Here is a 26,400-nt window from a genome sequence, read left to right as displayed (position 1 = left end):
GGGCGCGTTCGGAACTGTCGGTGCCGTAGGGCACTATCTGCCCTATGACCGCACCGATGCTCGTCGCACTGATGCTGGTATTCGCCGCCGGAATCGCGCTCGGCCGGCTCGCCCACACCGCGCGCACCGGTCACCGGGCCGTCGCCGCGGAGGCCAGGCTGGCCGCGGCCGTCGACAACGAACGGCTGCTGCGCCAGTCGCTCGGCGCCGCGAACGAGGACGCGGCGCGCAGGCATTCCCACGCCGTCGGCGCCATCGTGGAACCGCTGCGCGAGGCGGTCGGCGCGCTGAGTCAGCACATCAGCCAGGTCGAGCACGATCGCATCGACGCCTATTCCGGTCTGCGCGAACAGGTCGCGGGCATACAACGCGCCTCCCACCAGTTGGCCGGCCAGACCGGGCAACTCGTAGCCGCGCTGCGCGCCCCGCAGGTGCGCGGGCGGTGGGGTGAGATCCAACTCGAGCGCGTGGTCGAACTGGCGGGCATGACCAAGCACTGCGACTTCGACACCCAGGTGACCAGGACCGCACCCGGCGACGGCGAGCGGGTCGGGCTGGTGCGTCCCGATATGGTGGTACGGCTCGCGGGCGGCCGCCAGATCGTGGTCGATGCCAAGGTGCCCTTCACCGCCTATCTCGACGCCGGTCTCACCGATGACCCCGACGCGCGCGCCGACCTGCTGCGCCGCCACGCGAAACATCTGCGTGCGCACGTCGACCAGCTCGCCGACAAGGCGTACTGGTCCTGCTTCGATCCTTCTCCCGAATTCGTGGTCCTGTTCGTGCCGGGCGATCCGTTCCTCGATGCCGCGCTGACCACCGACGCCGGCTTGCTGGAGTACGCGTTCGGCCGGAATGTGATCCCGGCGACGCCGACGACGCTCATCGCGCTGCTGCGCACGGTGGCGCTCGGATGGCGCCAAGAGGCCATATCCCGTGATATGGCGACGATTCAGCAATTGGGAAGGGAGCTTTACACCCGCCTCGCCCTGACCGGTAAGCACCTGGACAAGCTCGGTGCGCAGCTCGGTAAGACGGTCGACTCCTTCAATCAGACCGTCGCGTCGGTGGAATCGCGGGTGCTGGTCACCGCCCGCAAACTCCATGAACTCGAGGTCGCCCAACAGGAGGTGCCCGCCGTTCGCCGGGTCGATTCGTGGCCGCGCGCGGTGGGCTTCGCCGATGCCGAGGACCAGCCGCGCTGAACCCCGACCCGACCCGGTCCGCGGGCCGTGCCGTAACACCGGCCGGCGCGACGGCGGTTACTGTTCATTGCGTGGCTGCTTCCCAACGTGTGCGATCCCGGGTGCCCGCGCCGCAACGGTCGATCCTGCCCTCGGTGTCGGGCATCCCGGCCGGGGCCGCGGTCCTCATCGCTGTGGCCTGCACGTTTCTCGGGTTCCTTATCGACGCAGGCGGCGATGGCGCGGAACTGACCGGCACCTTCGCCGCGCTGTACGTCGCGGGTTGTGTCGCGGCGGTGCTCGCCGTTCGATATCGCGGGCTCTTCAGCACGATGGTGCTGCCGCCACTGCTGTTGTTCATCGCGGTTCCGCTGTCCTATCAGCTGCTCACCGGTCGCGCGTCGACCGGTCTCAAGGACATACTGCTGAATCTGGCGATTCCGCTGGTCGACCGGTTCCCGACGATGATATTGGCCACCGCCCTGGTACTTGGCATCGGCGGGCTGCGCATCTATCTGCACCGGCGCGCGAACGACGAAGAACGCGGCACCGAGGCCCGGCGCGGTTCGAGTTGGGGCCGCGACGCCACGGCCGAGCGGCCCCGCAAGGGCAGGACCGCGGCCAAGGCGGCGGCCCGATCCGCGGCGAAATCCGTGCGTCCCGAGGACGCGCCGCTCAAACGGCGACCCCGGCGTCCCAAGCCGGAACCCATTGTGGATCTGAGCGATCAGAAGACCGACAAGTACGAACCGCCACGTCCGGGTAGCAGGCGACCGACCGACGAGGTGGCCGACAAACCGCCGCGGGTCGCGGCCAAGGGCCGTCCGCGCGAGGGCCGCCCGGCCCCGAATCGGGCCGCGCGGCCCACCGCCGCCATGCCGAGGACCGAATCCGACGCGCCGCGGCAGAATCGCGGACGCGGCGAGACGCCGCAGCATCCGCGGCCCAATGCCCGCTACCGCGATCCGCAGCGCACCGAACGCCGCAAGCCGGAGAAGCGCTAGCCGCGCGCCGCGCGCAATTCGCGCGGCAGGGCGAAGACGAGGGTCTCGTTGGCCGTGGTCACCGGCTGTACATCCGCGAATCCGTGCTCGGCCAGCATATCGAGCACGCCGCGCACCAGGATCTCCGGCACCGACGCGCCCGAGGTGATGCCGACGGTGCGCACGCCTTCGAGCCAGGCCGGATCGACCTCGCGGGCGTAGTCGACCAGGTACGCCGCACGCGCGCCCGCGCCGAGCGCGACCTCGACCAGCCGCACCGAATTCGAGGAGTTGCGCGATCCGACCACGATCACCAGATCGCATTCCGGCGCCATCGCCTTCACCGCGACCTGGCGGTTCTGCGTGGCATAGCAGATGTCGTCGCTGGGCGGGTCCTGCAATGCCGGGAAGCGCTCGCGCAGCCGCTGGACGGTCTCCATTGTCTCGTCGACGCTCAGGGTGGTCTGCGACAGCCAGATGACCTTGTTCTCATCGCGCACGCTGACCTTGTCCACCGCGCCGGGACCGTCGACGAGTTGCACGTGCTCGGGCGCTTCGCCCGCGGTGCCCTCGACCTCCTCGTGCCCTTCGTGGCCGATGAGCAGGATGTCGAAGTCGTCGCGGGCGAAGCGTTTGGCCTCCTGGTGCACCTTCGTGACCAGCGGGCAGGTGGCATCGATGGTGTGCAGGTTCCGGGTGGCCGCCGAGGCGTGCACGGCGGGCGACACGCCGTGCGCCGAGAAGACCACGACCTGGCCCTCCGGCACCTCGTCGGTCTCGTCGACGAAGATCACGCCGCGCTCGCGCAATGTCTGCACGACGTGGCGGTTGTGCACGATCTCCTTGCGGACGTAGATGGGGGCGCCGTGCTTCTCGAGCGCCTTCTCCACGGTCTCGACCGCGCGATCCACGCCCGCGCAGTAGCCGCGTGGCTCGGCTAGCAGCACCCGTTTACCGCCATCGGCGTCGACGGTGCCCGACCCCGCCGAGCGGGTTATTCCGACGTTCAAGGGGATGGCCGAAGACATGCGCCCAGCTTACTTGCGTGTCGACGCCCGCAACCGCCCGGTGGGATACGCGAGAATCTGTCTGTGACACGTCGTCTTTGCATAACCACGCGTATCGGGCAGGCTAGGACCATGTTCCGACCTCCGTACCTGGCCCGGGTCGCAGCCGGCGCCGCCGTTTACGCCCTGGAAGAGACGCGCCGGCTACCAACGGCGGCGATGAACTTCCCGATCACGGCGATCAGTCAGCTGCTACAGACCTCCATGCACCTCCAGCAGTTCGTGACCAGCCTCGCTCTCAAGGGCGACGCGGTTTTCGACCGTCTGGGCAACACACGCGAAGCGCAGCCGGAATGGGCGACCTTCGATGAAGACCTTGACTCCGAGCAAATCCCCGGCACAGCCGACCGGCCCGCCGCGCGTACCAGCGCGTTCGACCTGTTCGAGGCGGCGGAGGCCGAGGCGAGAGCCGAGACCAACGGACACGCGGTAAGCGCGCCGTCCTTCGCCGCGGCGGAATCCGCCGCGACGGAGACGGACGTCACAGCCGCGGGCACCGAGCCGGCCGCCGCGGCGGAACCGGAGACCGACCAACCGCAAGCCATTGAACCGCAGTCCGGCGAACCGCAGGCCGAGGAGATCATCGAACCCGAGGTCGCGACCCGCTACGACTACGCGAATATGACCCTCGCCCAACTGCGCGCCCGGCTGCGCATGCTGACCATCGGCGACCTGACCGCGCTGCTGGACTACGAACGGCGCACCCGCGACCGCGCGCCGTTCGTCACCATGCTGACCAACCGGATCGCGACCGTCCGGTCCCAGTGACCCGGTCCGATTCGCGCGCACCGACGGGTCGGTCGGCATGTACCGGCCGATCCGGTGCGCACCTGTCCGACCGTGGGCGTATATCTGGCGTATGACTCAGGACGGCCCCGCCAACTCCGCCGAACATCCGTGGCCGGTGCGCACGGTCGCCCTCAAGGTCTCGCAGTGGATCGATCGGCTCGGCAGCGTGTGGGTCGAGGGGCAGATCACGCAGATGAATCTGCGCCCCGGCACCCGCACCGCCTTCCTGGTGCTGCGCGATCCGTCCGTGGATATGTCGCTGTCGGTGACCTGCGATCCCGAATTGATCCGCCGCTCACCCGCCCCTCTTCAGGAGGGCAGCCGGGTCGTGGTCTACGGCAAGCTGTCGTTCTTCGTCGGCCGCGGCACGATCTCCTTGCGCGTCATCGAGATTCGCCCGGTCGGCGTGGGCGAGCTGCTGGCCAGGATCGAACGGCTCAAGGCGCTGCTCGACGCCGAGGGACTGTTCGATCCGCGCCGTAAGCGGGCGCTGCCGTTCCTGCCCGGCACCATCGGACTGATCACCGGCCGGGCGAGCGCCGCCGAGCACGATGTGCTCACCGTGGCCAGGAATCGTTGGCCCGCGGTGCGTTTCGAGGTCCGCAATACCGCGGTGCAGGGGCCGACCGCGGTGCCGCAGATCATCGCGGCGCTGGAGGAACTCGATCGGGATCCGGTCGTCGAGGTGATCGTGCTCGCGCGCGGCGGCGGCAGCGTGGAGGATCTGCTGCCCTTCTCCGACGAGGCGCTGTGCCGCGCCGTCGCGGCGGCGACCACCCCGGTGGTGAGCGCCATCGGTCACGAACCCGACTGTCCGCTCAGCGATCTCGTCGCCGACGCGCGCGCGGCGACCCCGACCGACGCGGCCAAGCACATCGTGCCCGACGCCGCCGCCGAATTCGCGGGCGTGCGCGAACTGCGATCCCGCGCCGCCGCGGCGCTACGCGGCTGGGTCGAGCGCGAGACCCGGGCACTGGCCCAATTGCGTTCGCGCCCGGTGCTGGCCGATCCGCTGCGCGAGATCGGCCACCGCGCCGAGGAGGTCGAGCGATTGCGCGTCTCGGCGCGGCGATGCGCCGAACACCTGGTGGAGGGTGAGGCCACCCGCACGCGGCATCTGCGCGAGAAGCTCGTCGCGGTGGGTCCGGCCGCGACACTGGCGCGTGGCTACGCTGTGGTGCAACGGGTCGCGGGCCGGGAGCGGCATGTGGTGCGCACCATCGAGGACGCGCCCGCGGGCAGTCAGCTGCGAATCCGGGTGGCCGACGGCGCGGTGACAGCGGCCGCGCTCGGCGCGCAGCAGTTGGGCCGAAGCATCGTGGACCGGCAAAGCGATGTGGACCGGCAAAGCGATGTGGACCGAGCACATTCGCGCGAGGACAACAGCGGCGAAAGGAACCGACGGTGACCGAATCCGGCAATGATGCCGACAGCTATCTGGCCGAGATCCGCGACTTCGGCTACGAGCGCGCCCGCGACGAATTGGTCAACGTCGTGAAGATGCTCGAACAGGGCGGTATGGATCTCGATGACTCGCTGGCGCTGTGGGAGCGCGGCGAGGCACTGGCCACCCGCTGCGAACAGCATCTCGCGGGTGCGCGCAAGCGCGTCGAGGACGCGATATCCCGATCCGAAGCCGAGGAGCAGGTCTAGGAGGAGTACCGATGGGCATTCGTCGCGCCACCTTGGATATACACACCGACGATATGGAGCGCAGCCGGGAGTTCTACCGGCTGCTCGGCTTCGAGGAAGCCATGGACCTGGGATGGGCGGTGAGCATGGTCTCGCCGGACAATCCCACGGCCCAGGTGCTTCTGGTCGGCGCGGGCGCCGAGAGGGTCCGTCCCGATATGAGCGTCGAGGTCGACGATGTCGACGCGGTGCACGCGGATCTGGCGGCGACGGGCGCCGATATCGTCTACCCGCTGCGCGACGAGCCGTGGGGAGTGCGGCGCTTCTTCGTGCGCGATCCGAACGGGACCGTGGTCAATATCGTCGCCCACCGCTGACGGCGGGCGGACTCAGCGGCTCAGCGGCCGGGCCGAGGTGACCGCGCCGGCGAGAGTGGTGAACGCGGCGGCGTCGCCCGCGCCCTTGATCAGCACCCGGCTCTGCCCGAAGTCGGCGATCCAGGCCGTCTCCTCGGTCGGTTCGGCGTAGACCGTCCAACGCTGTTCGCCGACCTGCTGGACGCCGCTGGCGTAGCGCGAGCCGAGAACGTGGCGGGCCAGCATCTCCTCGGTGGCGCCGGTCTGCGTGAGCTGCATGTACGCACCCGCCGGGGTGATGTAGCCGACCGTACTCACCGGGCCGCCGCCCGGACCGGTGATGGTGTCGCGACTGCCGGAATTCGGTGTCCAATCCCCCGGCATCCCGGGATCGCGGACCGGGAACGGGAGGGTGCGCGCGTCCGCGATGAGCGCGGATCGCACGTCGAAATGCGGGATCTTGCCCGCGGTCGGCCCGGTGGCAGCGACACTGCACTGGCTGGCCAGTCCCGCGAAGACCACGGCTATCAGCACCAGCGGGATCAGCGAGAAGAACAGATCCTTGTAGTCGTGCAGTACGCGTGGCTTTTGGTAGGACACGCTCTCAGTATCCACTCGCCACCGTCTCGCGCCCTCGCCACCCCGGCCCATCTGGTGCGAGGTCCCGCGATCACCGAATGAGACAATCGTACGGAACGGAACTACGAGGGAGGCACCCGCCATGACGGCAACTTCGCCCGCACCCAGCCGCCGCGAGGCCCCGGACCGCAACCTTGCGCTCGAACTGGTCCGGGTGACCGAGGCGGGAGCCATGGCGGCAGGCCGCTGGGTCGGCCGCGGCGACAAGGAGGGCGGTGACGGCGCCGCCGTCGACGCCATGCGCGAACTGGTCAACTCGGTCTCCATGCGCGGCACCGTGGTGATCGGCGAGGGCGAGAAGGATGAAGCGCCCATGCTGTACAACGGCGAGGCGGTCGGCGACGGCACCGGTCCCGAAGTGGACTTCGCCGTCGACCCGATCGACGGCACCACGCTGATGTCGAAGGGCTCGCCCGGCGCGATCGCGGTGCTCGCGGTCGCCGAGCGCGGTTCCATGTTCGACCCGTCCGCGGTGTTCTACATGCACAAGATCGCGGTCGGCCCGGACGCCGCCGATGTGATCGATATCTCGGTCCCGATCGCCGAGAACATCGTCCGGGTCGCCAAGGCCAAGAAGCTATCGAAATCCGATCTCACCGTCTGCATCCTCGACCGGCCGCGGCACGCCGAGCTGATCCAGCAGGTCCGTGACGCGGGCGCGCGCATCCGGCTCATCTCCGACGGTGACGTGGCGGGCGCGATCGCCGCGGCCCGGCCGGATTCCGGCACCGACATCCTGGTCGGCATCGGCGGCACCCCCGAGGGCATCATCGCCGCGGCCGCCATGCGCTGTATGGGCGGGGTCCTCCAGGGCATGCTCGCCCCGAAGGACGACGAGGAGCGCCAGAAGGCGATCGATGCCGGTCACGATCTGGACCGGGTGCTGAGCACCGAGGATCTGGTGGCCGGTGACAATGTCTTCTTCTGCGCGACCGGCGTCACGGACGGCGATCTGCTGCGCGGCGTGCGCTACTACGGCGGCGGCGCGTCCACCCAGTCGATCGTCATGCGCTCGAAGTCGGGCACGGTCCGCATGATCGATGCCTACCACCGCCTGACCAAATTGCGCGAGTACTCCTCGGTCGATTTCATCGGCGACGAGGACGCGGTTCCCCCGCTGCCCTGATCGGGGCGGGCATGATCCGAGACGCGTATGCCACCGGCCGCGCGTCTCTTTCGTCTCCCCCATCCGCGGCCTGCGGCATGTGGTGTCCGGCTCCATGCGTGGCCCCCATCGGACACCGGTCGCATAGGGTCGAAACCATGACCGAGGAGACGCAGTACCGCATCGAGCACGACACAATGGGCGAGATCCGGGTCCCGCTGCACGCCCTGTGGCGAGCGCAGACCCAGCGCGCCGTGGAGAACTTCCCGATCAGCGGACGCGGTCTGGAACGAGCGCAGATCCGGGCGCTCGGACTGCTCAAGGCCGCGTGCGCCAAGGTGAACCGGGATCTCGGCCTGCTCGAGGCGACCAAGGCCGAGGCCATCATCGCCGCCGCGAACGAGATCGCGCAGGGCCGCCACGACGACCAGTTCCCGATCGACGTCTTCCAGACCGGTTCGGGCACCAGCTCGAATATGAACGCCAACGAGGTGATCGCCTCGATCGCCAAGGCCAACGGCGTGGAGGTGCACCCCAACGACGATGTGAACATGTCGCAGTCCTCCAACGACACCTTCCCCACCGCGACCCATCTGGCCGCCACCGAGGCCGTCATCAAGGATCTGGTGCCCGCGCTGGAACATCTGCGACTGGCGTTGCTGGACAAGGCGACCGCGTGGCGCACGGTGGTGAAATCGGGCCGCACCCACCTCATGGACGCCGTACCGGTCACTCTCGGTCAGGAATTCGGCGGCTACACCCGTCAGATCGCGGCGGGTATCGATCGCGCGATGGCGACCCTGCCGCGGCTGGGCGAGCTGGCCATCGGCGGCACCGCCGTCGGCACCGGACTCAACGCGCCCGACGGTTTCGGTGCGGCGGTTGTCGCCGAATTGCGCCGTGCCACCGATATCGACGCACTGACCGAGGCGCAGGACCATTTCGAGGCGCAGGCCGCGCGCGACGGTCTGGTGGAGGCGTCGGGCGCGCTGCGCACCATCGCGGTGAGCCTGACCAAGATCGCCAACGACATCCGCTGGATGGGTTCGGGTCCGCTGACCGGACTCGGTGAGCTCCGGCTCCCCGACCTGCAACCGGGCAGCTCCATCATGCCCGGCAAGGTGAATCCCGTGCTGCCCGAGGCGGTCACGCAGGTCGCGGCGCAGGTTATCGGCAATGACGCGACCGTCGCGTTCTCCGGTGCGAGCGGCGCGTTCGAGTTGAACGTCTACATTCCGGTGATGGCCCGCAACCTCCTCGAGTCGATCCGGTTGCTGGCCAATGTCTCTCGCCTGTTCGCCGACCGCTGCGTGCGCGGACTGGCCGCCAACGAGGAGCATCTGCGCGTACTCGCCGAATCCTCGCCCTCGATCGTGACGCCGCTGAATTCGGCCATCGGCTACGAGGAGGCCGCCGCGGTCGCCAAGGAAGCGCTGAAAGAGCGGAAGACCATCCGCCAGACCGTGATCGACCGCGGTCTCATCGGCGAACGGCTGAGCCTGGAGGAACTCGACCGGCGTCTCGACGTGCTCTCGATGGCCAAGGCCGAAGAGAAGGACTGACCCGAGCGGGTCGGCCGGCGCGTCGGGCGGGACGCGCCGGCCGGTCGATCAGTCGCGCAGATGCGCGAGTTCGGCGCGCGCCCGCTCGCCGTCCTCGCCGAGATCGGCGCGGTCGAAGACGTTCCAGCGCTTCAACAGCGGGGCGAAGACCAACTCGTTCTGCCGCGCCGGATCGTAGATGCCCGCCGCGGCGAGCACGTCGTCGCTGCTGCGGCCGTCGGCCAGTGTCACCGAGGGCACCGCGAAATCGGCCACGCTGTCGGCGATCGCGCGCATGGTCTGGTCGGGGGCGATACGGAATCCGGCGGCGACGAGGTCGGCGAAGAATTCCGACTGGAGTTCGTCGTCGGCCGCGATCCGTTCGGAGATGGCGGTGACCAGCCGGTTCTCGTCGAGCGCCGCGGTGTTGCGGTGGCGGATGGCGGCCGCGGCCTCCTCGAAGGCGCAGGTGGCCAGGACCGCGAGCAGATGCTGGGGCGGCCTGCGGAAGCCCTTGGTCATGTGATCCATCCGCAGCCGTTCCAGCTCGACCGGATCGACCGATCGGGTGACCATGAGGTAGTTGCGGATCATGATCTCGTGCCGGTTCTCCTCGGCCGTCCATCGGCCGACCCAGCGCCACCACGCGCCGGTGCGCAGGTACTTGCCGACCTCGCGGTGATACGACGGCAGGTTGTCGGCGACGAGAACGCTGACCGTCAAAGCCAGTCTGGCGACCTCGCTCAATTCGGATTGTTCGGGCGCCCAGTCGGTTCCGCCCAGAAATTCGAAATTACGGCCCGCGTCCCACGGCACGAAGTCGTGGGGCTGCCACCCGTCGGCCACCTGGGTGTGCCGACGCAGATTCAGTTCCACTTCGTCCGCGAGCGATTCGAGCAACTCGCGATCGGTCAACAGATTTTGCACACCACAACCTAGCTGTTGTGCCCGCGACGCGGGGAGGACGACAGATTTGCCGGACGGCGTCCGAGACCGGTGCATCCTCTCATACGGCCCCGGACGCCGAGCCCTTCAGGATGTCGGTGTCACGGTGATCTGCCCATCGACCCAGGTGATGGTGCCGCCGGTGAAGGTGGACTGCTTGCCCCCGGGGATATCGGTTTCGTCGGAGGTGGGATAGCCGAGTTTGCCGTTGGCGCCGCCGTTGTCCTCCCACGCCGTGCGGATCTCGCCCCAGACGATGTGCGGATCGCCGTCGGGCGCCTGGTAGATCGTGCCGCCGACGAAGTCCTGGTACTTCCCGCCCCCCGGGCCGACCTGCTCGGCCCCGAGCGGGACGCCGAGCATGCCGGTGGGACCCTCTGTCGCCGCGTACTTGTCGTAGATGTCGCCGGACACCGTGACCTCGGCGCCGCCCTGGGTGGCAATTCTGGTGGTCTCGGTGGCCGTGCCCGCGTGCGTCTCCTCGGTCGCCGATACGGGCGCGGAGGTGGTCCCGGAGGCGGCGGGCGCCATCTTCATGCTCGCGGACTCGGTCTCGGCCGCGCTCGCCGTATTCGACGCGGCATTCGAGTCGTTGTCGTCGTTGTCGCCGCATCCCGCGGTCACCAACAGGGCCGCGGTGAGCAGCGCCGTGGAATATCCAGCCGTTCGTCGAGCGAAGTGGTGCATTTCCATCCTCTCGCGCGTAGCCAAGGCCGTTCTCCAGCAAGAACCCGGCGAATCACATGAATTCGCCGGGTCACGAGCCGAACAGCTATCACGCGAACATTACCCGGTCAGATGTGGGATGAAACACACGCTGACCGTTTGCTGTCACCCGATTACGCGGTAGGTCCGTACTCCTCCAGCATCTCGGTGACCAGCGCCGCGATCGGCGAACGCTCGCTGCGGGTCAGGGTGATGTGAGCGAAGAGCGGATGCCCCTTGAGCTTCTCGATCACGGCCGCGACGCCGTCGTGCCTGCCCACGCGCAGATTGTCGCGCTGGGCCACATCGTGGGTGAGCACCACCCGCGAACCCGAGCCGAGCCGGCTCAGCACCGTGAGCAGCACATTGCGCTCCAGCGACTGCGCCTCGTCGACGATAACGAACGAATCGTGCAGCGACCGGCCGCGAATGTGGGTCAGCGGCAACACCTCCAGCATGTCGCGGCTGAGCACCTCCTCCATGACCTCCGCCGAGGCAAGCCCGTCGAGGGTGTCGAAGACGGCCTGAGCCCACGGGCCCATCTTCTCGCTCTCGCTGCCCGGCAGATAGCCGAGATCCTGACCGCCCACCGCGTACAGCGGCCGGAAGACCACGACCTTGCGCTGGGTGCGGCGTTCCAGCACCGCCTCGAGTCCCGCGGTCAACGCCAGCGCCGACTTGCCGGTACCCGCCTTGCCGCCCAGCGAGACGATGCCGACGCTCTCGTCGAGCAGCAGGTCGAGGGCGATGCGCTGTTCGGCGGAGCGGCCGTGCAGACCGAACGCCTCCCGCTCGCGCACCAGTTGCACGCGCTTGTCCGGGGTGACCCGGCCGAGCGCGCTGGAACTGCTGCCGAGCAGCCGAATGCCGGTGTGGCACGGCAGATCCCTGGCCTCGTCCAGGTCGATGACTGAGTCGGCGTAGATCTGGTCGACCTGGGCGGTCGCCACGTCGATCTCGACCATGCCCGACCAGCCCGAGGTGACCACGTCCTGGGCGTGGTACTCGTCGGCGCGCAGGCCGACCGCGCCCGCCTTGACGCGCAGCGGGATATCCTTCGACACCATCACGACGTCGCGGCCCTCCGCCGCGAGATTGAGCGCACAGGCCAGGATGCGAGAGTCGTTGGTGTCGGTGCGGAAACCGACCGGGAGTACCGCGGGATCGGTGTGGTTGAGTTCCACCTGCATCGTTCCGCCCTCGGTGCCGATCGGCACCTCCTGATCCAGCCTGCCGTAGCGCAGGCGCAGGTCATCGAGGTTGCGCAGGGCTTCCCGCGCGAACCAGCCCAGTTCGTGGTGGTGCCGTTTGGCTTCCAGTTCGCTGATCACGACCAGCGGTAACACGACGGCGTGCTCGCCGAAACGGGTGAACGCCCAGGGATCGGAGAGCAGGACCGAGGTGTCGATGACGTAAGTCCTGGGACCGGCGGCGACCGTACCTGTCGTGCGGGTATGCGCCGAGGGAGCGGAAACGGAGCGTGCAGCAGTCACGGTGGGCTCCTTTGCGTCCGTGCGGCACCCGCGCGGACGATCTCGCTGGACCGGTCCGTCCTGATGGGATCCGACGTAGTCAGATGCCACTAGGGCCGGGTGCCGGCCCCTTCGTACTGAATGGCTCAGTCACGGTCAGGACCTCCCGTACGAACCACAACGACGCGGTCCGCATCATCGAAACTACCTTCGACCACCGGGTCCGCGCTCGGGGACTGCGAGGCGTGTCGGTGAAGATCCCGTTAACGCGCATCGGCCCCCCTTGCCTCGTCGCGAGCCGCGGCGGCCCGTTAAAGTCGACGTCATGGCCGGTAACGAGGAACTGGACAAGCTGTCGTCCAAGGAGCTGCACGACCGTGCGGTGAAGCTGGCGGTGCGCCACGGTGACCTGAGATTCCTGTGGCGACTGCTCACCTCCATCCCCGCCGCGGAGGCCGCGGCGGGCAATATGGGCGAGAGCGAGGCCGATATCAAATGGGTCCTGCCCATGCTCGACGACTACGTCCACGCCGGTGACGGCGATATCGCCGAGGTGCTGCGCCCGGTCTACCTGGAGTATCTGACCGAGCACTCCTGAGCCGGAGTCAGAGCCGGTGCGCGCCCGAGCGGTCGAAGACCGCGCGGAACAGGCCGACCAGGGCGCCCTTGAAGAAGTTCTCGAACGAGAAGTGATCGTGCCACAGCACGATGCGGCCCTCGCGCAATCGGAAGGTGCCGGTCACCCAGAACGAGATCCGCACCGGGCCGAAGCGCAGGTGATCGGTGCGGTCGGTGAGCACGATATCGGCGCCGTCGGCGGCGATGTGGTGGATGTCGACGGCGAAGCCGAGTCCGTCGCGATCGAGACCGCGCAGCGCCCGGCCGACCCGATCGAGGCCGCGCACGTCGGGCAGTCCGGTGTTCTTCCAGACGATATCGGGATCGAGCAATCCCAGCGCCTCGCCGGTGGCGCCGAGTTCGAGCGCGGACAGGAATTCCCGCACCGTGGTGGTCGAGTCCTGCTTCAGTTCTTCGGTCATGGTCCGACGATAGGCCGATTCCCGGCGTGGCGGCGCTCGATGTGCACACCGATGCCGTCCAGTATCCGGTCGATGCCGTAGCGCAGCGCGCCGTCGCCGCCCGCCACCGAACCGGCCTCGGCGAAGGCCGCGCGCGCGGCGGGAAAACGCCGCGCCGCCACCGACGCCGGGTCCATGAGCTGCGCGGCGATTCGTTCCTGGAAGTCTTCGGGCGCGCCCGCGCGCACCTGTTGCACCAGCGCGCGGGCGTGGCCGGTCAGCAGCACGATGGTGTCCAGCTTCTCGGCGGCGCTCAGACCGCTGTCGGCGAGCAACCGCAGCGCGACTTCCATCCAGGCCATCTCGTTCGGGCCGATGGGTCGCGCGCCGATGGCGAGTTCGAGCCCCCACGGGTGAGCCTGGAAGCGTTCGTGAATGGTGTGGCACCACAGGCTGAGCCCCGCGCGCCAGGGTCGAGGATCGGCCGGGTCCGCGGTGATGTCGGGCGGAGCGCCGAGCCCGGTGTCGAGCATGAGCGCGGTCAGCTCGGCCTTGCCGGGCACGTACCGGTACAGCGACATCTTGGTGAATCCGAGGCGTTCGGCCAGGCGCTGCATGGACAGATTGGCCAGACCTTCGACGTCCGCGAGCTCGATGGCCGCGGCGACTATCCCCTCGAGCGTCAGCGCGGGTTTCGGGCCGCGCGTGGGTCGCTTGGGAGTGCCCCACAGCAGTTCGACGGTGGTGGGCGGTGGCATCGGAGAAACCTCCCTCGGCATCTTGACGTCGAAACTGTGTCTACCATACTCTAATTTGCGTCCATCGGATACAGATTACGTCGGACACAGAGCCGAGGAGCCCACTTGACCACCAAGAACGTCCTGATCAGCGGCGCGAGCATCGCCGGGCCCGCACTGGCCTACTGGCTGGATCGCTACGGATACGCGGTCACCGTCGTCGAACGCGCCCCCGCCCTGCGCACCGGCGGCCAGGCCGTCGACTTCAAGGGCGCGACACACCGCGCGGTGCTCGAGCGCATGGGTATCGCGGCCGAGGTGCACGCCCGGCGCACCGGCGCCACCGACACCGTCTTCGTCGACGAATCCGGGCGGCGGCTGGCCATGCTGTCCGGCGACTTCACCGGCGGCGACGTGGAGATCCTGCGCGGCGACCTGTCCCGCATCCTCTACGAGCGCACCGCCGCGACCTGCGAATACCTCTTCGACGACACGGTGCGCGCGCTCGCCGACACCGGCGAGGGCGTGCACGTCACCTTCGAACACGCCGCACCGCGCACGTTCGACCTCGTCATCGGGGCCGACGGCATCCATTCGCGAGTCCGCGCACTGGTGTTCGGACCGGAACGGGATTTCGTCACCCACCTCGGTCACTACTACTGCGTGGCGGGTGCGAGCCCGTGGAGCGGGCGCGACGGTGAACCGGCCACCCGGGCGTGCGCCACCGGCTACAACGCACCGGGCCGCCTCGCCGTCAGCGGCGGCCCGAAGGCGCAACAGCTCTACCTGTTCGCCGCGCCGCGACTCGACTACGCGCGCTCGGACGTCGCGGCCCAGCGCGAGATCGTCGCGCGGACCTTCGCCGGTCTGGGCTGGGAGGTGCCGCGCATGCTGGCCGAACTGGATTCCTTCGACGACTTCTACCTGGACTCGATAAGCCGGGTGGACATGTCGAAGACCGGATACACCAAGGGGCGGATCGCACTGCTCGGCGATGCCGCCTACGGCAACACCCTCGGCGGTTTCGGCACCGGACTCGCGGTGGTCGGCGCGTACGTCCTCGCGGGCGAACTGGCCCGCCACGACGGCGACCATGTGGCCGCCTTCGCCGAATACGACCGCGTCATGCGCCGCTACACCCGAATGGCGGGCCGCGGCAACGCGGGTCGCTTCCTCGCGCCCAAGACCCGACGCGGAATCGCGCTGCGCAACTGGCTGCTCGGCTCGCGACTGTGGACGCTGATGCTGAAGTACACCGACACCGCGAGCAACGACATCGAACTGCGCGACTACCCGACACCGTTCGCGCCGAGTCGAATCGGCGGTAGTTTCGATGGAACCGCTGCGAGCGGAAGTGCGTCTATAAGTTCAGACGGCACTGACGGAAGGGGCCCAGCATGAGGCGGCGACTGCCATGAGACCGACCGACGGCCGGGTCATCACGAATCCCGAGAACGCGCACAGCTTTTCGCACGCCGAGATCAAACAGGCGGCCGACCAGATGAATACGGACGCCCTATCCGGTCCGCTGGAGGCATGGGCGGCCATCGCGACCGCGGTGACAGACGCGGGCAAACGGTTCGAGGCGGCGATCCGTAGCGCCGTCTCCGAGCGGTGGGAGGGTGCCGCGGCCGATGCCGCCGTGCGCGGCATTCGCGAATTCACCGCCGCGGTCGCCGAACTCGGTGAATCACTGGCCCAGCAGTCGACGCCGCTGTCCGCGGCGGGCAGCGCCGCGTCCCGATTCAAGGCCGCGATTCCCGAGGTACCCGACTCCTCGACGGCCTCGACGTCGCCCGAAATCCGCAACAGCCGGGAGGAGCAGGCGCGCGACGATATGGTCACCTACTATATCCAGCCATACGGCATGACCGCGCCGGAGATCCCCACCCTGCCCGCGCCGGTACCGCTCACCGCCAACGGCTCCGGCGTCCCGGTGCCGACACCGGGCAACGCCGTGCCGGTCACCCCGATCCACGACGACCACGCCGCACCCTCGCCCCGCCCGGCCGCGCCCGGCGAATCCAGCGACGCGGGCACCCCCGCGCCCGGCGACACCCCCTCGGAATCCGGTGCGGCGAAACCCACCGCACCCGAAACCGGCGGCGACACATCGGAGAATCCGGCGGACGACGGCGCGGCCACACCGCCGCAGGCCACCACGCCCCAGCAGGCCGCCGTGCCCACCACTGCGTCCGCCTTCTCGAATACGCCGTCGTCGCATTCGAGCAGCCCGATCTCGTATTCATCCGCCGCCCAGGTCGTTCCGCAGAGCGCGCAGCCATCGTCCGGCGGCATCCAACCGGCCGCCGCATCCGCGGTCGGCGTCCCGGTGCGAGCCGATATCCCCGCCGCCACCGGTTCGTCCGCGCCCGCTCCGACGCAGGCGCCGCGCCCCGGTACGTCGGTACCCGCCCAACCCGCCGCGCAATCGGCCGCACCACCGCCCGCGGCGGCGCAGGCACGTCCAGGCGTCCCGGGCGGCACCGGGTACTCGGGCATGGTCCCGCCCGGTGCGCGCGGGCGCGGCGACGGCGACGGCGAACACCGCTCGCCGAAATATCTGCGATCCGAGGAGCACGCGGCGGAGCTGCTCGGCGAGGTGAAGCCGACGGTGCCGCCCGCATTGGGAGCCGAATGATGGCGCAATGGACGCTGTCCGCCGAACAGTTCGCCGCGGCCTGGTTCAGCACCGGACTCGACCGGATGCCGTTTCCGTTCCGCTTCACCAGCCGCTTCCACGGACTGCACGAATACCACGCCTATCAGCGACAATTCCGCTCCGAACTCGACCATCCCGATCACGCGCCGCTACAACGCGCGCTGCGGGTGCTCAGCACTCCGCACTGGCGGATCGAACTGTTCGGCATCGACTCGCGGCGCGGCGGCACGGAAATACGCGGCATCGGCTGCGCCGTAGGCGACAGTGGCGTTGTGGCGCTACAGAATCCGGCCGCCGATGGCGGCCGGGTCCGCATGCGTCGCTGCCGCGCCCAGCAGCTGCCCGCCGAATTGATCCGTCTGCTACCCGATCCAGCGGCGGGCGAGGCATCGGAGAAGAGTTATCTCCTCGACGATCTCACCACCGACCGGCCCGACCCGTTCGACAACGACCCGGCCCGCGCGGTGCAGGAACGCTACCGCCGCTTCTGGACTCAGCCCTGCGCCACGCGTGGAGTAGTGAGCGTCCTGGTCGGTCCGCGCAACAGCGACGCACTGCGCATCGGCCGACTGCGCTGGATCGATGCCGAGGACGGTCGCTACTGCGAGATGCCCGCCAATCGCGCGCTCATGATCCGCCCCGGCACCAGCGCCGACATCATCCGCTACGTGGATGACGCGATCGTCCGGGCCAGGGCGAGGATCAACTGAATTCGACCGCTCAGCCGAGCAGACGCCAGTCCTCGAGTCCGTCGTAGAGCGGCACGGCCCGCGCCAGGGCCGAAACCCGACCCCGCAGCGTCGCCGTGTCGGAGCCGCCCGCCAACGCGGTGCCGATGATGTCGGCGACCTCGGTGAACTCGGCCTCCCCGAATCCGCGGGTGGCCAACGCGGCGGTACCGATCCGCAGACCCGAGGTCACCATCGGCGGACGCGGGTCGAACGGCACCGCGTTGCGGTTGACCGTGATACCGATCTCGTGCAGCAGATCCTCACCCTGCTGACCGTCGAGCTGCGAATTGCGCAGGTCCACCAGCACCAGGTGCACATCGGTGCCGCCGGTGAGCACGCTTATGCCCTTATCGGTGACGTCGGCGGCGGTCAGCCGCTCGGCGAGGATCTTCGACCCCGCCAGGGTGCGTTCCTGCCGGTCACGGAATTCTGCGCCCGCCGCGATCTTGAACGCCACGGCCTTCGCGGCGATCGCGTGCATGAGCGGTCCACCCTGCTGACCGGGGAATACCGCGCTGTTGAGCTTCTTGGCGAATTCCTGCTTGGCCAGGATCAGACCCGAGCGGGGACCGCCGAGGGTCTTGTGCACGGTGGAGGACACCACATCGGCGTAGGGCACCGGCGACGGATGCAGACCGGCGGCGACCAGACCGGCGAAGTGCGCCATGTCCACCCACAGGTGCGCGCCGACCTCGTCGGCGATCGCGCGGAACGCCGCGAAATCCTGGTGCCGCGGATAGGCCGACCAGCCGGCCACGATCACCTTCGGCTTGGCCTCGAGTGCGATCGTGCGCACCTCGTCCATGTCGATGCGGTGGTCTTCCTTGCTCACACCGTAGGAGTGCACGTCGTAGAGCTTGCCGGAGAAGTTCAGCCGCATACCGTGGGTCAGGTGACCGCCGTGGGCGAGATCGAGTCCGAGCAGGGTGTCACCGGGCTCCATGAGGGCCATCAACACCGCGGCATTGGCCTGGGCGCCCGAATGCGGCTGCACATTGGCGAATTCGGCGCCGAACAGTTCCTTGGCGCGGTCGCGGGCCAAGGTCTCCACGACGTCGACGTTCTCGCAACCGCCGTAGTAGCGACGCCCCGGATACCCCTCGGCGTACTTGTTGGTCAGCACACTGCCTTGGGCCTGCAATACCGCGCGCGGCACGAAATTCTCCGAGGCGATCATCTCGAGGGTGTCGCGCTCACGGGCGAGTTCGCCCGCCATCGCGGCCGCGAGCTCGGGATCGAGCTCACCGAGGGACTGGGTATTGACAGAGGCGGTCGTCTGCGTCACGACCATCAGTCTATGGGCCGGTAACCCACCGTCGGGCAGCGGGCGGGAGTAGACGGCCGACCGGCCAGGTTACCCGTTGCGCGTGCCGCGCGCCGGACAACCGCCGATCCGGGTTCACGGGAGGGTGCGCAGCAGCGGCCCGACCGCGGTCTCCACGTCGGTGAGCGGGCGGGTCGACTTGAGCGCGCGCGATTGCACGATCGCGCCCTCCAGTGCGCTGAGCACGAATCCGGCCAGGGTGCGGGCGCGTTCGGTGGGCAGCCCGGACCGTCGCATCGCCGCGGTGAGCAGTTCGGTCCACTCGGCGAAGACCTCGCCCGCGGCGGCCTGGACCGCTGGTTCGGATTCGGCCAGTGCGGCACCGAGTATCGGGCAGCCCGCGGTGTAGTCGCTGTGCTCGAGCCCCGCCTTCCACCATCCGATCAGCGCGGACAGCCACTGCTGCGGGTCGCCGGTCGCGGTGGTCTTGGTGATCACCGCGGACATCCGCGCGCCCGCCACCCGGGTCGCCGCCTCGACCAGTTCCCCTTTGCCCGACGGGAAGTGCTGGTAGAGCGAGTTCCGCGAGGCCCGGCTGCGGTCGAGCAGCGCCGCGAGTCCGGCGCCGTGTACACCGTGTTCGCGGACGAGTTCGATCGCGCCGTCGATCAGGCGGTCGCGTGGTCCGGCGGTCATCTCTCCTCCATTCGACTCCCGGTCGGGTGCACGACCCGCTTGCATGAACCGATCGGTTCATGCTCCAATCATGACAGACGTGGACCGATCGGTTCACCGAAGGAAGGGTCGCGTCGTCGACGACCGGGGTCACCTCGTCGCCCACGGCACCACCACCTGCGTACTTCTTCGCTGACCCAAGGATCGGAATGCCATGAGCGACAACGCCACCCTGCGCAAATTCAGACGCGAACGGTTCATCGGCCGCTATCTGGTCAATCCCGCGGTCGGATTCCTCGACCGACTCGGCATTCGCTCCGCGCTCATCGCCGAACTCGAGACCGTCGGCGCCAGAACCGGACTGCCGCGCCGTGTGCCCGTCACGATCTCGATCGACACCGAGGGCGCGTGGATCATCTGTCAGCACGGCATGCGCTCGGGCTGGGCACGCAATATCACCGCCGATCCGCGTGTGCGGCTGCGACATGGCGACCGCGACTACACCGGCACCGCGGCCTTCGTCCCCGAGGACGACGTGGTGGCCCGCGCCAGAACCTTCGGCCGGAGCAGGATCAGCCGGTCGGCCACCGCGTGGGCGGTGAAGGCGCTGGAGACCGATCCGGTCTCCGTCCGCGTCACCTTCGTCTGATACGCGCGGGTGTCTCCCGCCCCGGATTCATGGGGCACGACGACGGGTAACGCCGACGCGCCGCGGACCGGTCTCACCCATGACACTGTCCAGCGTCCGTGAGGAACCACACATGCTCACTCCGGTATCTGTGCCGAGCAATCCGATCGAAGCCCTGCTACGCACCCTGTCGCTCGTCCTGTGCAGCCTGTCCTCGGGCGAAGGATGCGCGGTCATCCAGTAGCCGAGTTACTCCGCGAGGTGACCGCATTCGCACTCTCCTACCGCGCGGTTGTCCGCATATGACAAGATGGCCGCTCAGATGGACGGCACGGGTCCATGCTGACACTCGAGGATACGAAATGCTGCTCAACTTCATTGCCGCGTCGCCCTTCGAGGCGCTGCTCAAGGCACTGCTCCAGTCCGCCTGCACCCTGTCTTCCGGCGGCGCCGCCTGCTCGAACTGGTGAATTCGGACCGATAGCCGCACCGGCCCCGTCGCAGTCGCGGCGGGGCCGGTGTCGTTCGAGGATCACATGGCGCGGATCGCGCCGGGGGTGAGCGGTTCGTCGAGGAGACGGCCGAAACGCTCGGCCCGATCGGTCGCGTCGGCGGCCTTGTCCAGCCAGCCCCCGAGCAGGCGGTAGCCCTCCACGTAGGTGCTGATGTAGGCCCGCCACAGCGGCGAGGACAGGAATCGCAGTGACTGCCGGGCCCGTTCCGTAGTCAGCAGATTCCAACGCTGGAGGAATTCGGCCACCTCGGTCTCGTCGCGGTGGCGGTCGTGCAGCAACAGCGCGGCATCCTGGCGCACGCCGAGCAGTTTCGCCGAGGCGGCCGAAAGCCGCTGCGCACGGTCGCCGTCGAAGCGGAGGCCGAGGTCGGCGTAGATCTCCTGGGCCCAGTGACCCCAGTCGGGTCCGACGATGGAACGCAGCGCCAGATCCGCGAGACCCTCGGCCATCAGGCACTGCGGGGTGTTGACCAGGAACAGCGTCTGTTCGGCCTGCCCCGCGGCCACCAGTCCCGCCTCCTTGCGGCAGTGCTCGGTGTGATGTCCCGGATACGCCTCGTGCGCGATCAGATGCGGCAGGTTGGCCATGTACTGCCGCAGATCGGAGTTGATCGCGACCTTGGAGTGGTAATCGCCGAGGTAGTAGTTGAATCCGGACCACGGCTTGTCGCCGACCACTTCGTAGGTCACGTGTTCGCCCTCGGGCAGCGGATACCGTTCGCGCACAAGATCGCGCAGCGCGCCGGAGAACGCCTCGACACACGCCCGCAGGCGTTCCGGCGGTATCTCGTCGGCCTTGCGGTGCGCGCCGAGACGCTCGGCCAGCGGCCCGTCGCCCGGCAGCACCTCGTCCATCGCCCGGTGCGCATCGCGGTAATCCTCGGTGTCGCCGGGGGCGATCTCGACATCGAAGTAGGCGTACACCTCTTCGACGAAACCGATGGGCTCACCGGCGAATTTGCGACCCGAGCACGCCAGCGCCCGCAGGTGCGCGTCGAGGAATTCCGCGCGGCGCGGCGCGAGTCCGGCCCGCGGGAGTTCCGCGCGCAGGTCGGCGGCGCGACGGGCCAGTTCCCGCGGCTGCGGTGCGGGCGCGTTCTGCACCTCCCGTCGCAGCACCGGATCTCCGGTGTACGCGTCGACGAAACCTTCCTCCAGCCGATCGAAGGCCAAGCCGAGTCGCAGGTACTCGGTCACCAGTGGATGCGCTTCCATAGCCTTCACGTTAGTGGCACAACGCCGGGTATCGACTCGGTTACCTACGGGTAGCGATACCCCGCGTGCCGCATGCCCGGAAGGCGGAGGAGAATTCGCACATGCGGCGAGAGCAGGACCGGATCTCGAAGCGCCAACGCGGGTTGTGGGCGTGTTTGCCGAAATGGAGCGTCGGGTAAGTGGGACGAATGAGCGAGCCGAGCCCCTATGTGGAATTCGATCGAAAGCAGTGGCGAACGCTACGCAAATCGACGCCGCTGGTGCTCACCGAGGAAGAACTGATCGGGTTGCGCGGTCTCGGCGAACAGATAGATCTCGAGGAGGTCGCCGAGGTCTACCTGCCGTTGGCTCGACTCATCCACCTCCAGGTCGCGGCTCGCCAGCGACTTTTCGCGGCCACCGCGACATTCCTCGGAGAAAAGCATCCCGATCGGCAAGTGCCCTTCGTGATCGGCGTCGCGGGCAGTGTCGCGGTCGGAAAATCCACGACGGCGCGCGTGCTCCAGGCATTGTTGGCGCGCTGGGATCATCATCCGCGTGTGGATTTGGTCACAACGGATGGATTTCTTTATCCGACCGCGGAACTGAATCGGCGCGGCATAATGCACCGCAAAGGATTCCCGGAAAGCTACGACCGGCGGAAACTCCTGCGATTCGTCACGGAGGTCAAATCCGGCGCGGCCGAGGTGTGCGCACCGGTGTATTCGCATATCTCCTATGACATCGTGCCCGGCAAGATGCATTGCGTCCGCCAGCCCGACATTCTCATCGTCGAAGGGCTCAATGTCCTGCAAACCGGGCCGCGCCTCATGGTCTCGGATCTGTTCGACTTCTCCATCTACGTCGACGCGCGCATCGAGGATATCGAGAAGTGGTACGTGCAAAGGTTTCTCGCGCTGCGTGCGACCGCGTTCGCCGATCCCGACGCCCACTTCCACCACTACGCCGCGCTGGCCGACGAGCAGGCCAAGGTTGCGGCACAGGACATCTGGAACTCCACCAACCGGCCCAACCTGGTCGAGAACATACTGCCCACCCGCCCGCGCGCGACCCTGGTGCTGCGCAAGGACGCCGATCACGCCATCAACAGGCTGCGCCTACGCAAATTGTAAACTGTTGCGGCCCTGCCGAACCCATGCGACGAACCGGATTAGACGCCGAAGCGGCGGTGCCTGGCCGCGTAGTCGCGCAGCGCCCGCAGGAAGTCGACGCGGCGGAACTCCGGCCAATAGGCTTCGGTGAACCAGATCTCGGAGTAGGCGCTCTGCCACAGCAGGAAGCCCGACAGCCGCTGCTCGCCGGAGGTGCGGATCACCAGATCGGGATCGGGCTGGCCCGAGGTGTAGAGATGCTGGCCGATGGCGTTGACAGTGATGGACTGCACCAGATCCTCGCCGGTCTCCCCCGCGGCGATCTCCTGGCGCACCAGACTGCGCACGGCGTCGGCGATCTCTTGGCGCCCGCCGTAGCCGACCGCGACATTCACGTGCACGCCGTCGCGGCCGATGGTGCGTTCGGCCGCGGTGCGCAGCCGTTTGGCGATCAGTTCCGGGAAGCCGTCGAGCGTGCCGACGATGCGCACACTCCAGTTCTGCTCAGGAGCCGACAACTCCTCCACGACATCGGTGATGACCTCGAACAGCGTTTCCAGTTCTTCGGGATCGCGGCGCAGGTTCTCGGTCGACAGCAGGTAGACGGTGACCATCTCGATGCCCTCGTCGGCACACCAGCCGACTAGTTCGGCGATCTTCAGCGCGCCGACCCGATGACCGTGGCTCACGTCGGTGAACCCGTTCTCCCTGGCCCACCGCCGATTGCCGTCACACATCACCGCGACGTGCCGGGGATGTTGTTTACCGGACAGCTGCTTGGACAGCCGCGCCTCGTAGATGCGGTAAGGCAGACCACGCACCGGACTCGGAACCTCCACGGCGTCCAACAGTACGCCCCGAAAGCGCGAACACGGCATCGACCACGAATCGCGACGCGCCGGTCCGATTCCATAAACTTACGATAGCGTAGGTTACCGACCGGTCAATCAGGAGGTATTCCGTGTCCGAATCAGTCGGCGCCCCCGAAGCGGCGCCGATCGCGCCTTCCCCCGGTGACAGCGCCGTCGAACTGGTCGCCACCGCGCTCGGCAAACCACGGATGCGGGGCTGGATCCACACCTGGGCCGTAGGCGTCGCGGCCGTGGCGGTCACCGCGTTGGTGGCCGTCGCATCGACCGTCTCGGCGACCGCCGGCTGGTCGAGCCTGATCTACGGACTTACCGTCTGCGCCCTGTTCGGCGTCAGCGCCGTCTACCACCGGATCACCTGGCGTTCGCCGCGCGACCGTATCAGGATGAAGCGCGCCGATCACTCCATGATCTTCGTCTTCATCGCCGGTAGCTACACCCCCTTCGCCCTGATGGGCCTGCCGGGCAGTACGGGGCGCACCTTGCTCGCGGTGGTGTGGGCGGGAGCACTGGCGGGTGTCGCGCTCAAACTGCTGTGGCCGACCGCGCCGCGCTGGGTCGGGGTGCCGCTGTATCTGCTGCTCGGCTGGGCCGTGGTGCCGGTGGCCGGGCAACTGCACGCGCAGGTCGGCCTCGTGCCGCTGATCCTGCTCGCCGTCGGCGGCGTCATCTACAGCGTGGGCGCCATCCTCTACGCCACCAAATGGCCCAATCCGTGGCCGGAGGTCTTCGGTCACCACGAGTTCTTCCACGCCGCGACCGTGCTGGCCGCGCTGAGCCACTACATCGCCATCTGGTTGGTGGTCCTGCGCTGACCAGAGTCGAATAGCCGACCGCGACGCGACCCTCGTCCCGCGTTCGGCGGACAAAGGTCACATGATCGGCGTAATCCCCCTGCCCTACTCGCACGGGTTCTATGCTGGCGCTTCGAGTAATCGACGCCGCCCCCGGTCCGGCGCACCGAATCGCGGCGGCAACGCGGGAGGGAACGTAGGCACATCGTGATCGCCAAACTCACGCTCTGGGGCCTCAAGGCGCGTTGGGGTCTGGCCGTCGTCGTGATCACGGCCAATCTCAGCGGACTCGCCGTCATCGTCACCGAACTGTGGTTGAGCGGCTTCTTCGGCCGACTCGGCGCGAGCCGGCCGCACTCGCTCATCCAGATCGGCATCTACCCGACCATCGGATTCCTGTGCGGAATCGTCCTCGCCCTGCGCGAACGTAGTTCATATTTCGACTGGTTGGACAAGCAGCGCAGGCCAACGCCCGAAGAGGCTCGCCGGGTGCTGCGCTTGCCGGTCGCCATCACGGTGCGTGTGCTCGCCCTGTGGATACCCGGCGTCATCGTGGCCTCGTGGCTGTTCGCGCACATGACCGAGCACAACGACAGGGCCGTCACCGTCTCGATATTCGTCCTCGGCGCATTCCAGTCGGCGGCGGTGACCTTCCTCATCGTCGACCGCATGATCTGGCCCGCGATTCCCGAGGTCTCCGAGGTGCTCGGGGCGACGACACATTGGAGTGCCTCGGTACTGGTGCGCGTCATCGTCACGTGGGGCGTCTCGGGCGCGCTGCCGCTGGCCATGCTGATCGTGGTGCTCGCCGATCCCGCCGCGCGCGACCCCGACCGCATTCGCACCGCGCTCTACTTGTCCGCCGTCGGCATCGGCGTCGGCGCGCTGGCCACCACCTTCCTGGCCCGTTCGGTCGCGATCCCGCTGCGCACCCTGCGCCTGGCACTGGACCGCATCACCGACGGCGATCAGGAGGTCCGGGTTCCGGTGGGCAGCACCAGCGAGATCGGACTACTGGAGCATTCGGTCAACGAGCTGTCGATCACCCTGCGGGAACGCGAACGCATGCGCGATCTGTTCGGCCGCCATGTCGGCGCGGACGTCGCCGAACGCGCGCTCACCCGCGGCATGGACCTCACCGGCGACGTGCGCATGGTCTCCGCGCTGTTCGTCGACGTGACCGGCTCGGTGGCGCTGTCCAACGGCCTGGCACCGCACGATTTCGTGGCCAAGCTCAATCGTCTGCTCGCCATCGTGGTCGCCGCCACCGAGGACAACAACGGTCTGGTCAACAAATTCGAGGGCGACGCCGCCCTGTGCATATTCGGCGCGCCGATCGCCCTCGCCGACAACGCGACTCCCGCCCTGCGCGCCGCCCGCCGCATTCGTGACGAGGTCATCGCGGGCGGCGAGCTCGATATCGGCATCGGCGTGGCACGTGGGCGCGTCTTCGCGGGCGACGTCGGCACCGACACCCGCCTGGAGTTCACCGTCATCGGTGACGCCGTCAACGAGGCCGCCCGTCTCACCGCCAAGGCCAAGGCGGCTCCCCGCCGAATCCTGGTGAGCAGCACCGTCATCGACGCCGCCAATGCCGCCGAACGCGACCTGTGGACCCTCTACGACCGCATCCATCTGCGCGGCATGCCCACCCCCACCGCCTGCTGGACCGACACCGACCCCGCCGATCTCCCCCCGACCCCGCCCACCGAACGATCCGATCCACCCAGCCCGATCCCCGAAGTCCACTCCGCCGCAACCGATTCCACCGCCAGCCACTGAC

27 protein-coding genes are annotated in these 26,400 nt (G+C 68.3%); 16 read left to right on the top strand and 11 right to left on the bottom strand.

The genetic code is table 11. The features are described from left to right. Positions 1-44 precede the first annotated feature (44 nt). Both APZ21_RS28130 and APZ21_RS28125 read left to right on the top strand, forming a co-directional pair. The gene (locus APZ21_RS28130) at positions 45-1,205 is read left to right on the top strand and encodes a DNA recombination protein RmuC (protein WP_054816267.1); all 1,161 of its coding nucleotides are present in this window, start codon (positions 45-47) and stop codon (positions 1,203-1,205) included. Positions 1,206-1,276: 71 nt separating this feature from the next. Further along, positions 1,277-2,188, top strand: a complete 912-nt coding sequence (locus APZ21_RS28125; RefSeq protein ID WP_204249164.1) for a DUF6542 domain-containing protein — start codon at positions 1,277-1,279, stop codon at positions 2,186-2,188. On the opposite strand, the gene APZ21_RS28120 is transcribed toward APZ21_RS28125, so the two are convergent. Next, entirely contained in the window at positions 2,185-3,195 is a 1,011-nt protein-coding gene (locus tag APZ21_RS28120; protein ID WP_054816265.1) for a 4-hydroxy-3-methylbut-2-enyl diphosphate reductase, read from the bottom strand. The two genes, APZ21_RS28125 and APZ21_RS28120, sit on opposite strands and share 4 nt — an antisense overlap. Positions 3,196-3,306: 111 nt before the next feature. Here APZ21_RS28120 and APZ21_RS28115 point away from each other — a divergent pair, with 111 nt between their 5' ends. The 4 genes from APZ21_RS28115 to APZ21_RS28100 all read left to right on the top strand — a co-directional run bounded on the left by APZ21_RS28115 (position 3,307) and on the right by APZ21_RS28100 (position 6,032). Further along, positions 3,307-4,002, top strand: coding sequence for a lipid droplet-associated protein (locus APZ21_RS28115; protein WP_054816264.1), 696 nt, complete (start codon positions 3,307-3,309; stop codon positions 4,000-4,002). A gap of 91 nt (positions 4,003-4,093) precedes the next feature. Beyond that, positions 4,094-5,431, top strand: coding sequence for an exodeoxyribonuclease VII large subunit (gene xseA, locus APZ21_RS28110; RefSeq protein WP_054816263.1), 1,338 nt, complete (start codon positions 4,094-4,096; stop codon positions 5,429-5,431). Continuing rightward, entirely contained in the window at positions 5,428-5,676 is a 249-nt protein-coding gene (locus APZ21_RS28105; protein ID WP_054816262.1) for an exodeoxyribonuclease VII small subunit, read from the top strand. Before xseA ends, APZ21_RS28105 begins: the two co-directional genes overlap by 4 nt. Positions 5,677-5,687: 11 nt before the next feature. Continuing rightward, positions 5,688-6,032, top strand: a complete 345-nt coding sequence (locus APZ21_RS28100) for a VOC family protein (RefSeq protein WP_054816261.1) — start codon at positions 5,688-5,690, stop codon at positions 6,030-6,032. A 12-nt stretch (positions 6,033-6,044) separates the two neighbouring features. Here the strand turns inward: APZ21_RS28100 and APZ21_RS28095 are convergent, their stop codons facing one another. Beyond that, a complete protein-coding gene (locus tag APZ21_RS28095) occupies positions 6,045-6,611 on the bottom strand; it encodes a DUF4245 domain-containing protein (RefSeq protein WP_054816309.1) in 567 nt (188 codons plus the stop codon). A 121-nt stretch (positions 6,612-6,732) separates the two neighbouring features. On the opposite strand from APZ21_RS28095, the gene glpX reads away from it, so the two are divergent. Together glpX and APZ21_RS28085 are read left to right on the top strand one after the other, a co-directional pair. After that, entirely contained in the window at positions 6,733-7,776 is a 1,044-nt protein-coding gene (glpX, locus tag APZ21_RS28090; protein ID WP_054816260.1) for a class II fructose-bisphosphatase, read from the top strand. A gap of 137 nt (positions 7,777-7,913) precedes the next feature. Then, complete coding sequence (locus APZ21_RS28085) at positions 7,914-9,317, top strand: class II fumarate hydratase (protein ID WP_054816259.1); 1,404 nt, start codon at positions 7,914-7,916, stop codon at positions 9,315-9,317. Between the two features lie 48 nt (positions 9,318-9,365). Here APZ21_RS28085 and APZ21_RS28080 read toward each other — a convergent pair whose 3' ends face one another. The 3 genes from APZ21_RS28080 to APZ21_RS28070 all read right to left on the bottom strand — a co-directional run bounded on the left by APZ21_RS28080 (position 9,366) and on the right by APZ21_RS28070 (position 12,439). Beyond that, entirely contained in the window at positions 9,366-10,223 is an 858-nt protein-coding gene (locus tag APZ21_RS28080) for an acyl-ACP desaturase (RefSeq protein WP_054816258.1), read from the bottom strand. A 105-nt stretch (positions 10,224-10,328) separates the two neighbouring features. Continuing rightward, positions 10,329-10,928 carry an LGFP repeat-containing protein gene (locus APZ21_RS28075; protein ID WP_054816308.1) on the bottom strand — a complete coding sequence of 200 codons (600 nt, stop codon included), beginning with the start codon at positions 10,926-10,928 and terminating at the stop codon, positions 10,329-10,331. A 152-nt stretch (positions 10,929-11,080) separates the two neighbouring features. Continuing rightward, the gene (locus APZ21_RS28070; RefSeq protein ID WP_054816257.1) at positions 11,081-12,439 is read right to left on the bottom strand and encodes a PhoH family protein; all 1,359 of its coding nucleotides are present in this window, start codon (positions 12,437-12,439) and stop codon (positions 11,081-11,083) included. Between the two features lie 304 nt (positions 12,440-12,743). On the opposite strand from APZ21_RS28070, the gene APZ21_RS28065 reads away from it, so the two are divergent. Further along, positions 12,744-13,016: a hypothetical protein gene (locus tag APZ21_RS28065; RefSeq protein ID WP_054816256.1), complete on the top strand. Its 273-nt coding sequence runs from the start codon at positions 12,744-12,746 to the stop codon at positions 13,014-13,016. Positions 13,017-13,023: 7 nt separating this feature from the next. Here APZ21_RS28065 and APZ21_RS28060 read toward each other — a convergent pair whose 3' ends face one another. After that, positions 13,024-13,458 (bottom strand): limonene-1,2-epoxide hydrolase family protein, encoded by a 435-nt coding sequence (locus APZ21_RS28060; protein WP_054816255.1) that lies wholly within the window; start codon positions 13,456-13,458, stop codon positions 13,024-13,026. Next, positions 13,455-14,195 carry a TetR/AcrR family transcriptional regulator gene (locus tag APZ21_RS28055; RefSeq protein WP_054816254.1) on the bottom strand — a complete coding sequence of 247 codons (741 nt, stop codon included), beginning with the start codon at positions 14,193-14,195 and terminating at the stop codon, positions 13,455-13,457. Before APZ21_RS28055 ends, APZ21_RS28060 begins: the two co-directional genes overlap by 4 nt. A gap of 105 nt (positions 14,196-14,300) precedes the next feature. Here APZ21_RS28055 and APZ21_RS28050 point away from each other — a divergent pair, with 105 nt between their 5' ends. The 3 genes from APZ21_RS28050 to APZ21_RS28040 are packed head-to-tail and all read left to right on the top strand — an operon-like array spanning position 14,301 to position 17,546. Further along, positions 14,301-15,575, top strand: a complete 1,275-nt coding sequence (locus APZ21_RS28050; protein WP_082393507.1) for an FAD-dependent monooxygenase — start codon at positions 14,301-14,303, stop codon at positions 15,573-15,575. A 13-nt stretch (positions 15,576-15,588) separates the two neighbouring features. Next, positions 15,589-16,815: a hypothetical protein gene (locus APZ21_RS28045; RefSeq protein WP_054816253.1), complete on the top strand. Its 1,227-nt coding sequence runs from the start codon at positions 15,589-15,591 to the stop codon at positions 16,813-16,815. Beyond that, complete coding sequence (locus APZ21_RS28040) at positions 16,812-17,546, top strand: ESX secretion-associated protein EspG (RefSeq protein WP_082393506.1); 735 nt, start codon at positions 16,812-16,814, stop codon at positions 17,544-17,546. The genes APZ21_RS28045 and APZ21_RS28040 overlap by 4 nt, the downstream gene beginning before the upstream one ends. 10 nt (positions 17,547-17,556) lie before the next feature. Here APZ21_RS28040 and glyA read toward each other — a convergent pair whose 3' ends face one another. Continuing rightward, a complete protein-coding gene (glyA, locus tag APZ21_RS28035; protein ID WP_054816251.1) occupies positions 17,557-18,858 on the bottom strand; it encodes a serine hydroxymethyltransferase in 1,302 nt (433 codons plus the stop codon). A 108-nt stretch (positions 18,859-18,966) separates the two neighbouring features. Next, on the bottom strand, positions 18,967-19,527 hold the full coding sequence (locus tag APZ21_RS28030) for a TetR/AcrR family transcriptional regulator (RefSeq protein ID WP_054816250.1): 561 nt from the start codon (positions 19,525-19,527) through the stop codon (positions 18,967-18,969). Positions 19,528-19,720: 193 nt separating this feature from the next. On the opposite strand from APZ21_RS28030, the gene APZ21_RS28025 reads away from it, so the two are divergent. Then, a complete protein-coding gene (locus APZ21_RS28025; RefSeq protein ID WP_054816249.1) occupies positions 19,721-20,155 on the top strand; it encodes a nitroreductase/quinone reductase family protein in 435 nt (144 codons plus the stop codon). Positions 20,156-20,666: 511 nt separating this feature from the next. On the opposite strand, the gene APZ21_RS28020 is transcribed toward APZ21_RS28025, so the two are convergent. Next, entirely contained in the window at positions 20,667-21,863 is a 1,197-nt protein-coding gene (locus tag APZ21_RS28020; RefSeq protein ID WP_054816248.1) for a hypothetical protein, read from the bottom strand. Positions 21,864-22,042: 179 nt separating this feature from the next. On the opposite strand from APZ21_RS28020, the gene coaA reads away from it, so the two are divergent. Continuing rightward, entirely contained in the window at positions 22,043-22,975 is a 933-nt protein-coding gene (gene coaA / locus APZ21_RS28015; RefSeq protein WP_054816247.1) for a type I pantothenate kinase, read from the top strand. A 38-nt stretch (positions 22,976-23,013) separates the two neighbouring features. On the opposite strand, the gene APZ21_RS28010 is transcribed toward coaA, so the two are convergent. Next, the gene (locus APZ21_RS28010) at positions 23,014-23,832 is read right to left on the bottom strand and encodes an isoprenyl transferase (protein ID WP_054816246.1); all 819 of its coding nucleotides are present in this window, start codon (positions 23,830-23,832) and stop codon (positions 23,014-23,016) included. A 182-nt stretch (positions 23,833-24,014) separates the two neighbouring features. Between APZ21_RS28010 and trhA the strand changes: the two genes are divergently transcribed. Together trhA and APZ21_RS28000 are read left to right on the top strand one after the other, a co-directional pair. Continuing rightward, positions 24,015-24,638 (top strand): PAQR family membrane homeostasis protein TrhA, encoded by a 624-nt coding sequence (trhA, locus tag APZ21_RS28005; RefSeq protein WP_054816307.1) that lies wholly within the window; start codon positions 24,015-24,017, stop codon positions 24,636-24,638. 186 nt (positions 24,639-24,824) lie between these two features. Continuing rightward, a complete protein-coding gene (locus tag APZ21_RS28000; protein ID WP_082393505.1) occupies positions 24,825-26,399 on the top strand; it encodes an adenylate/guanylate cyclase domain-containing protein in 1,575 nt (524 codons plus the stop codon). The last annotated feature ends 1 nt before the right edge of the window (position 26,400 follow it).

Source organism: Nocardia arizonensis (assembly GCF_001310275.1).
GTDB lineage: Bacteria > Actinomycetota > Actinomycetes > Mycobacteriales > Mycobacteriaceae > Nocardia > Nocardia arizonensis.
This window is presented reverse-complemented; position numbering and strand designations above follow the sequence as displayed.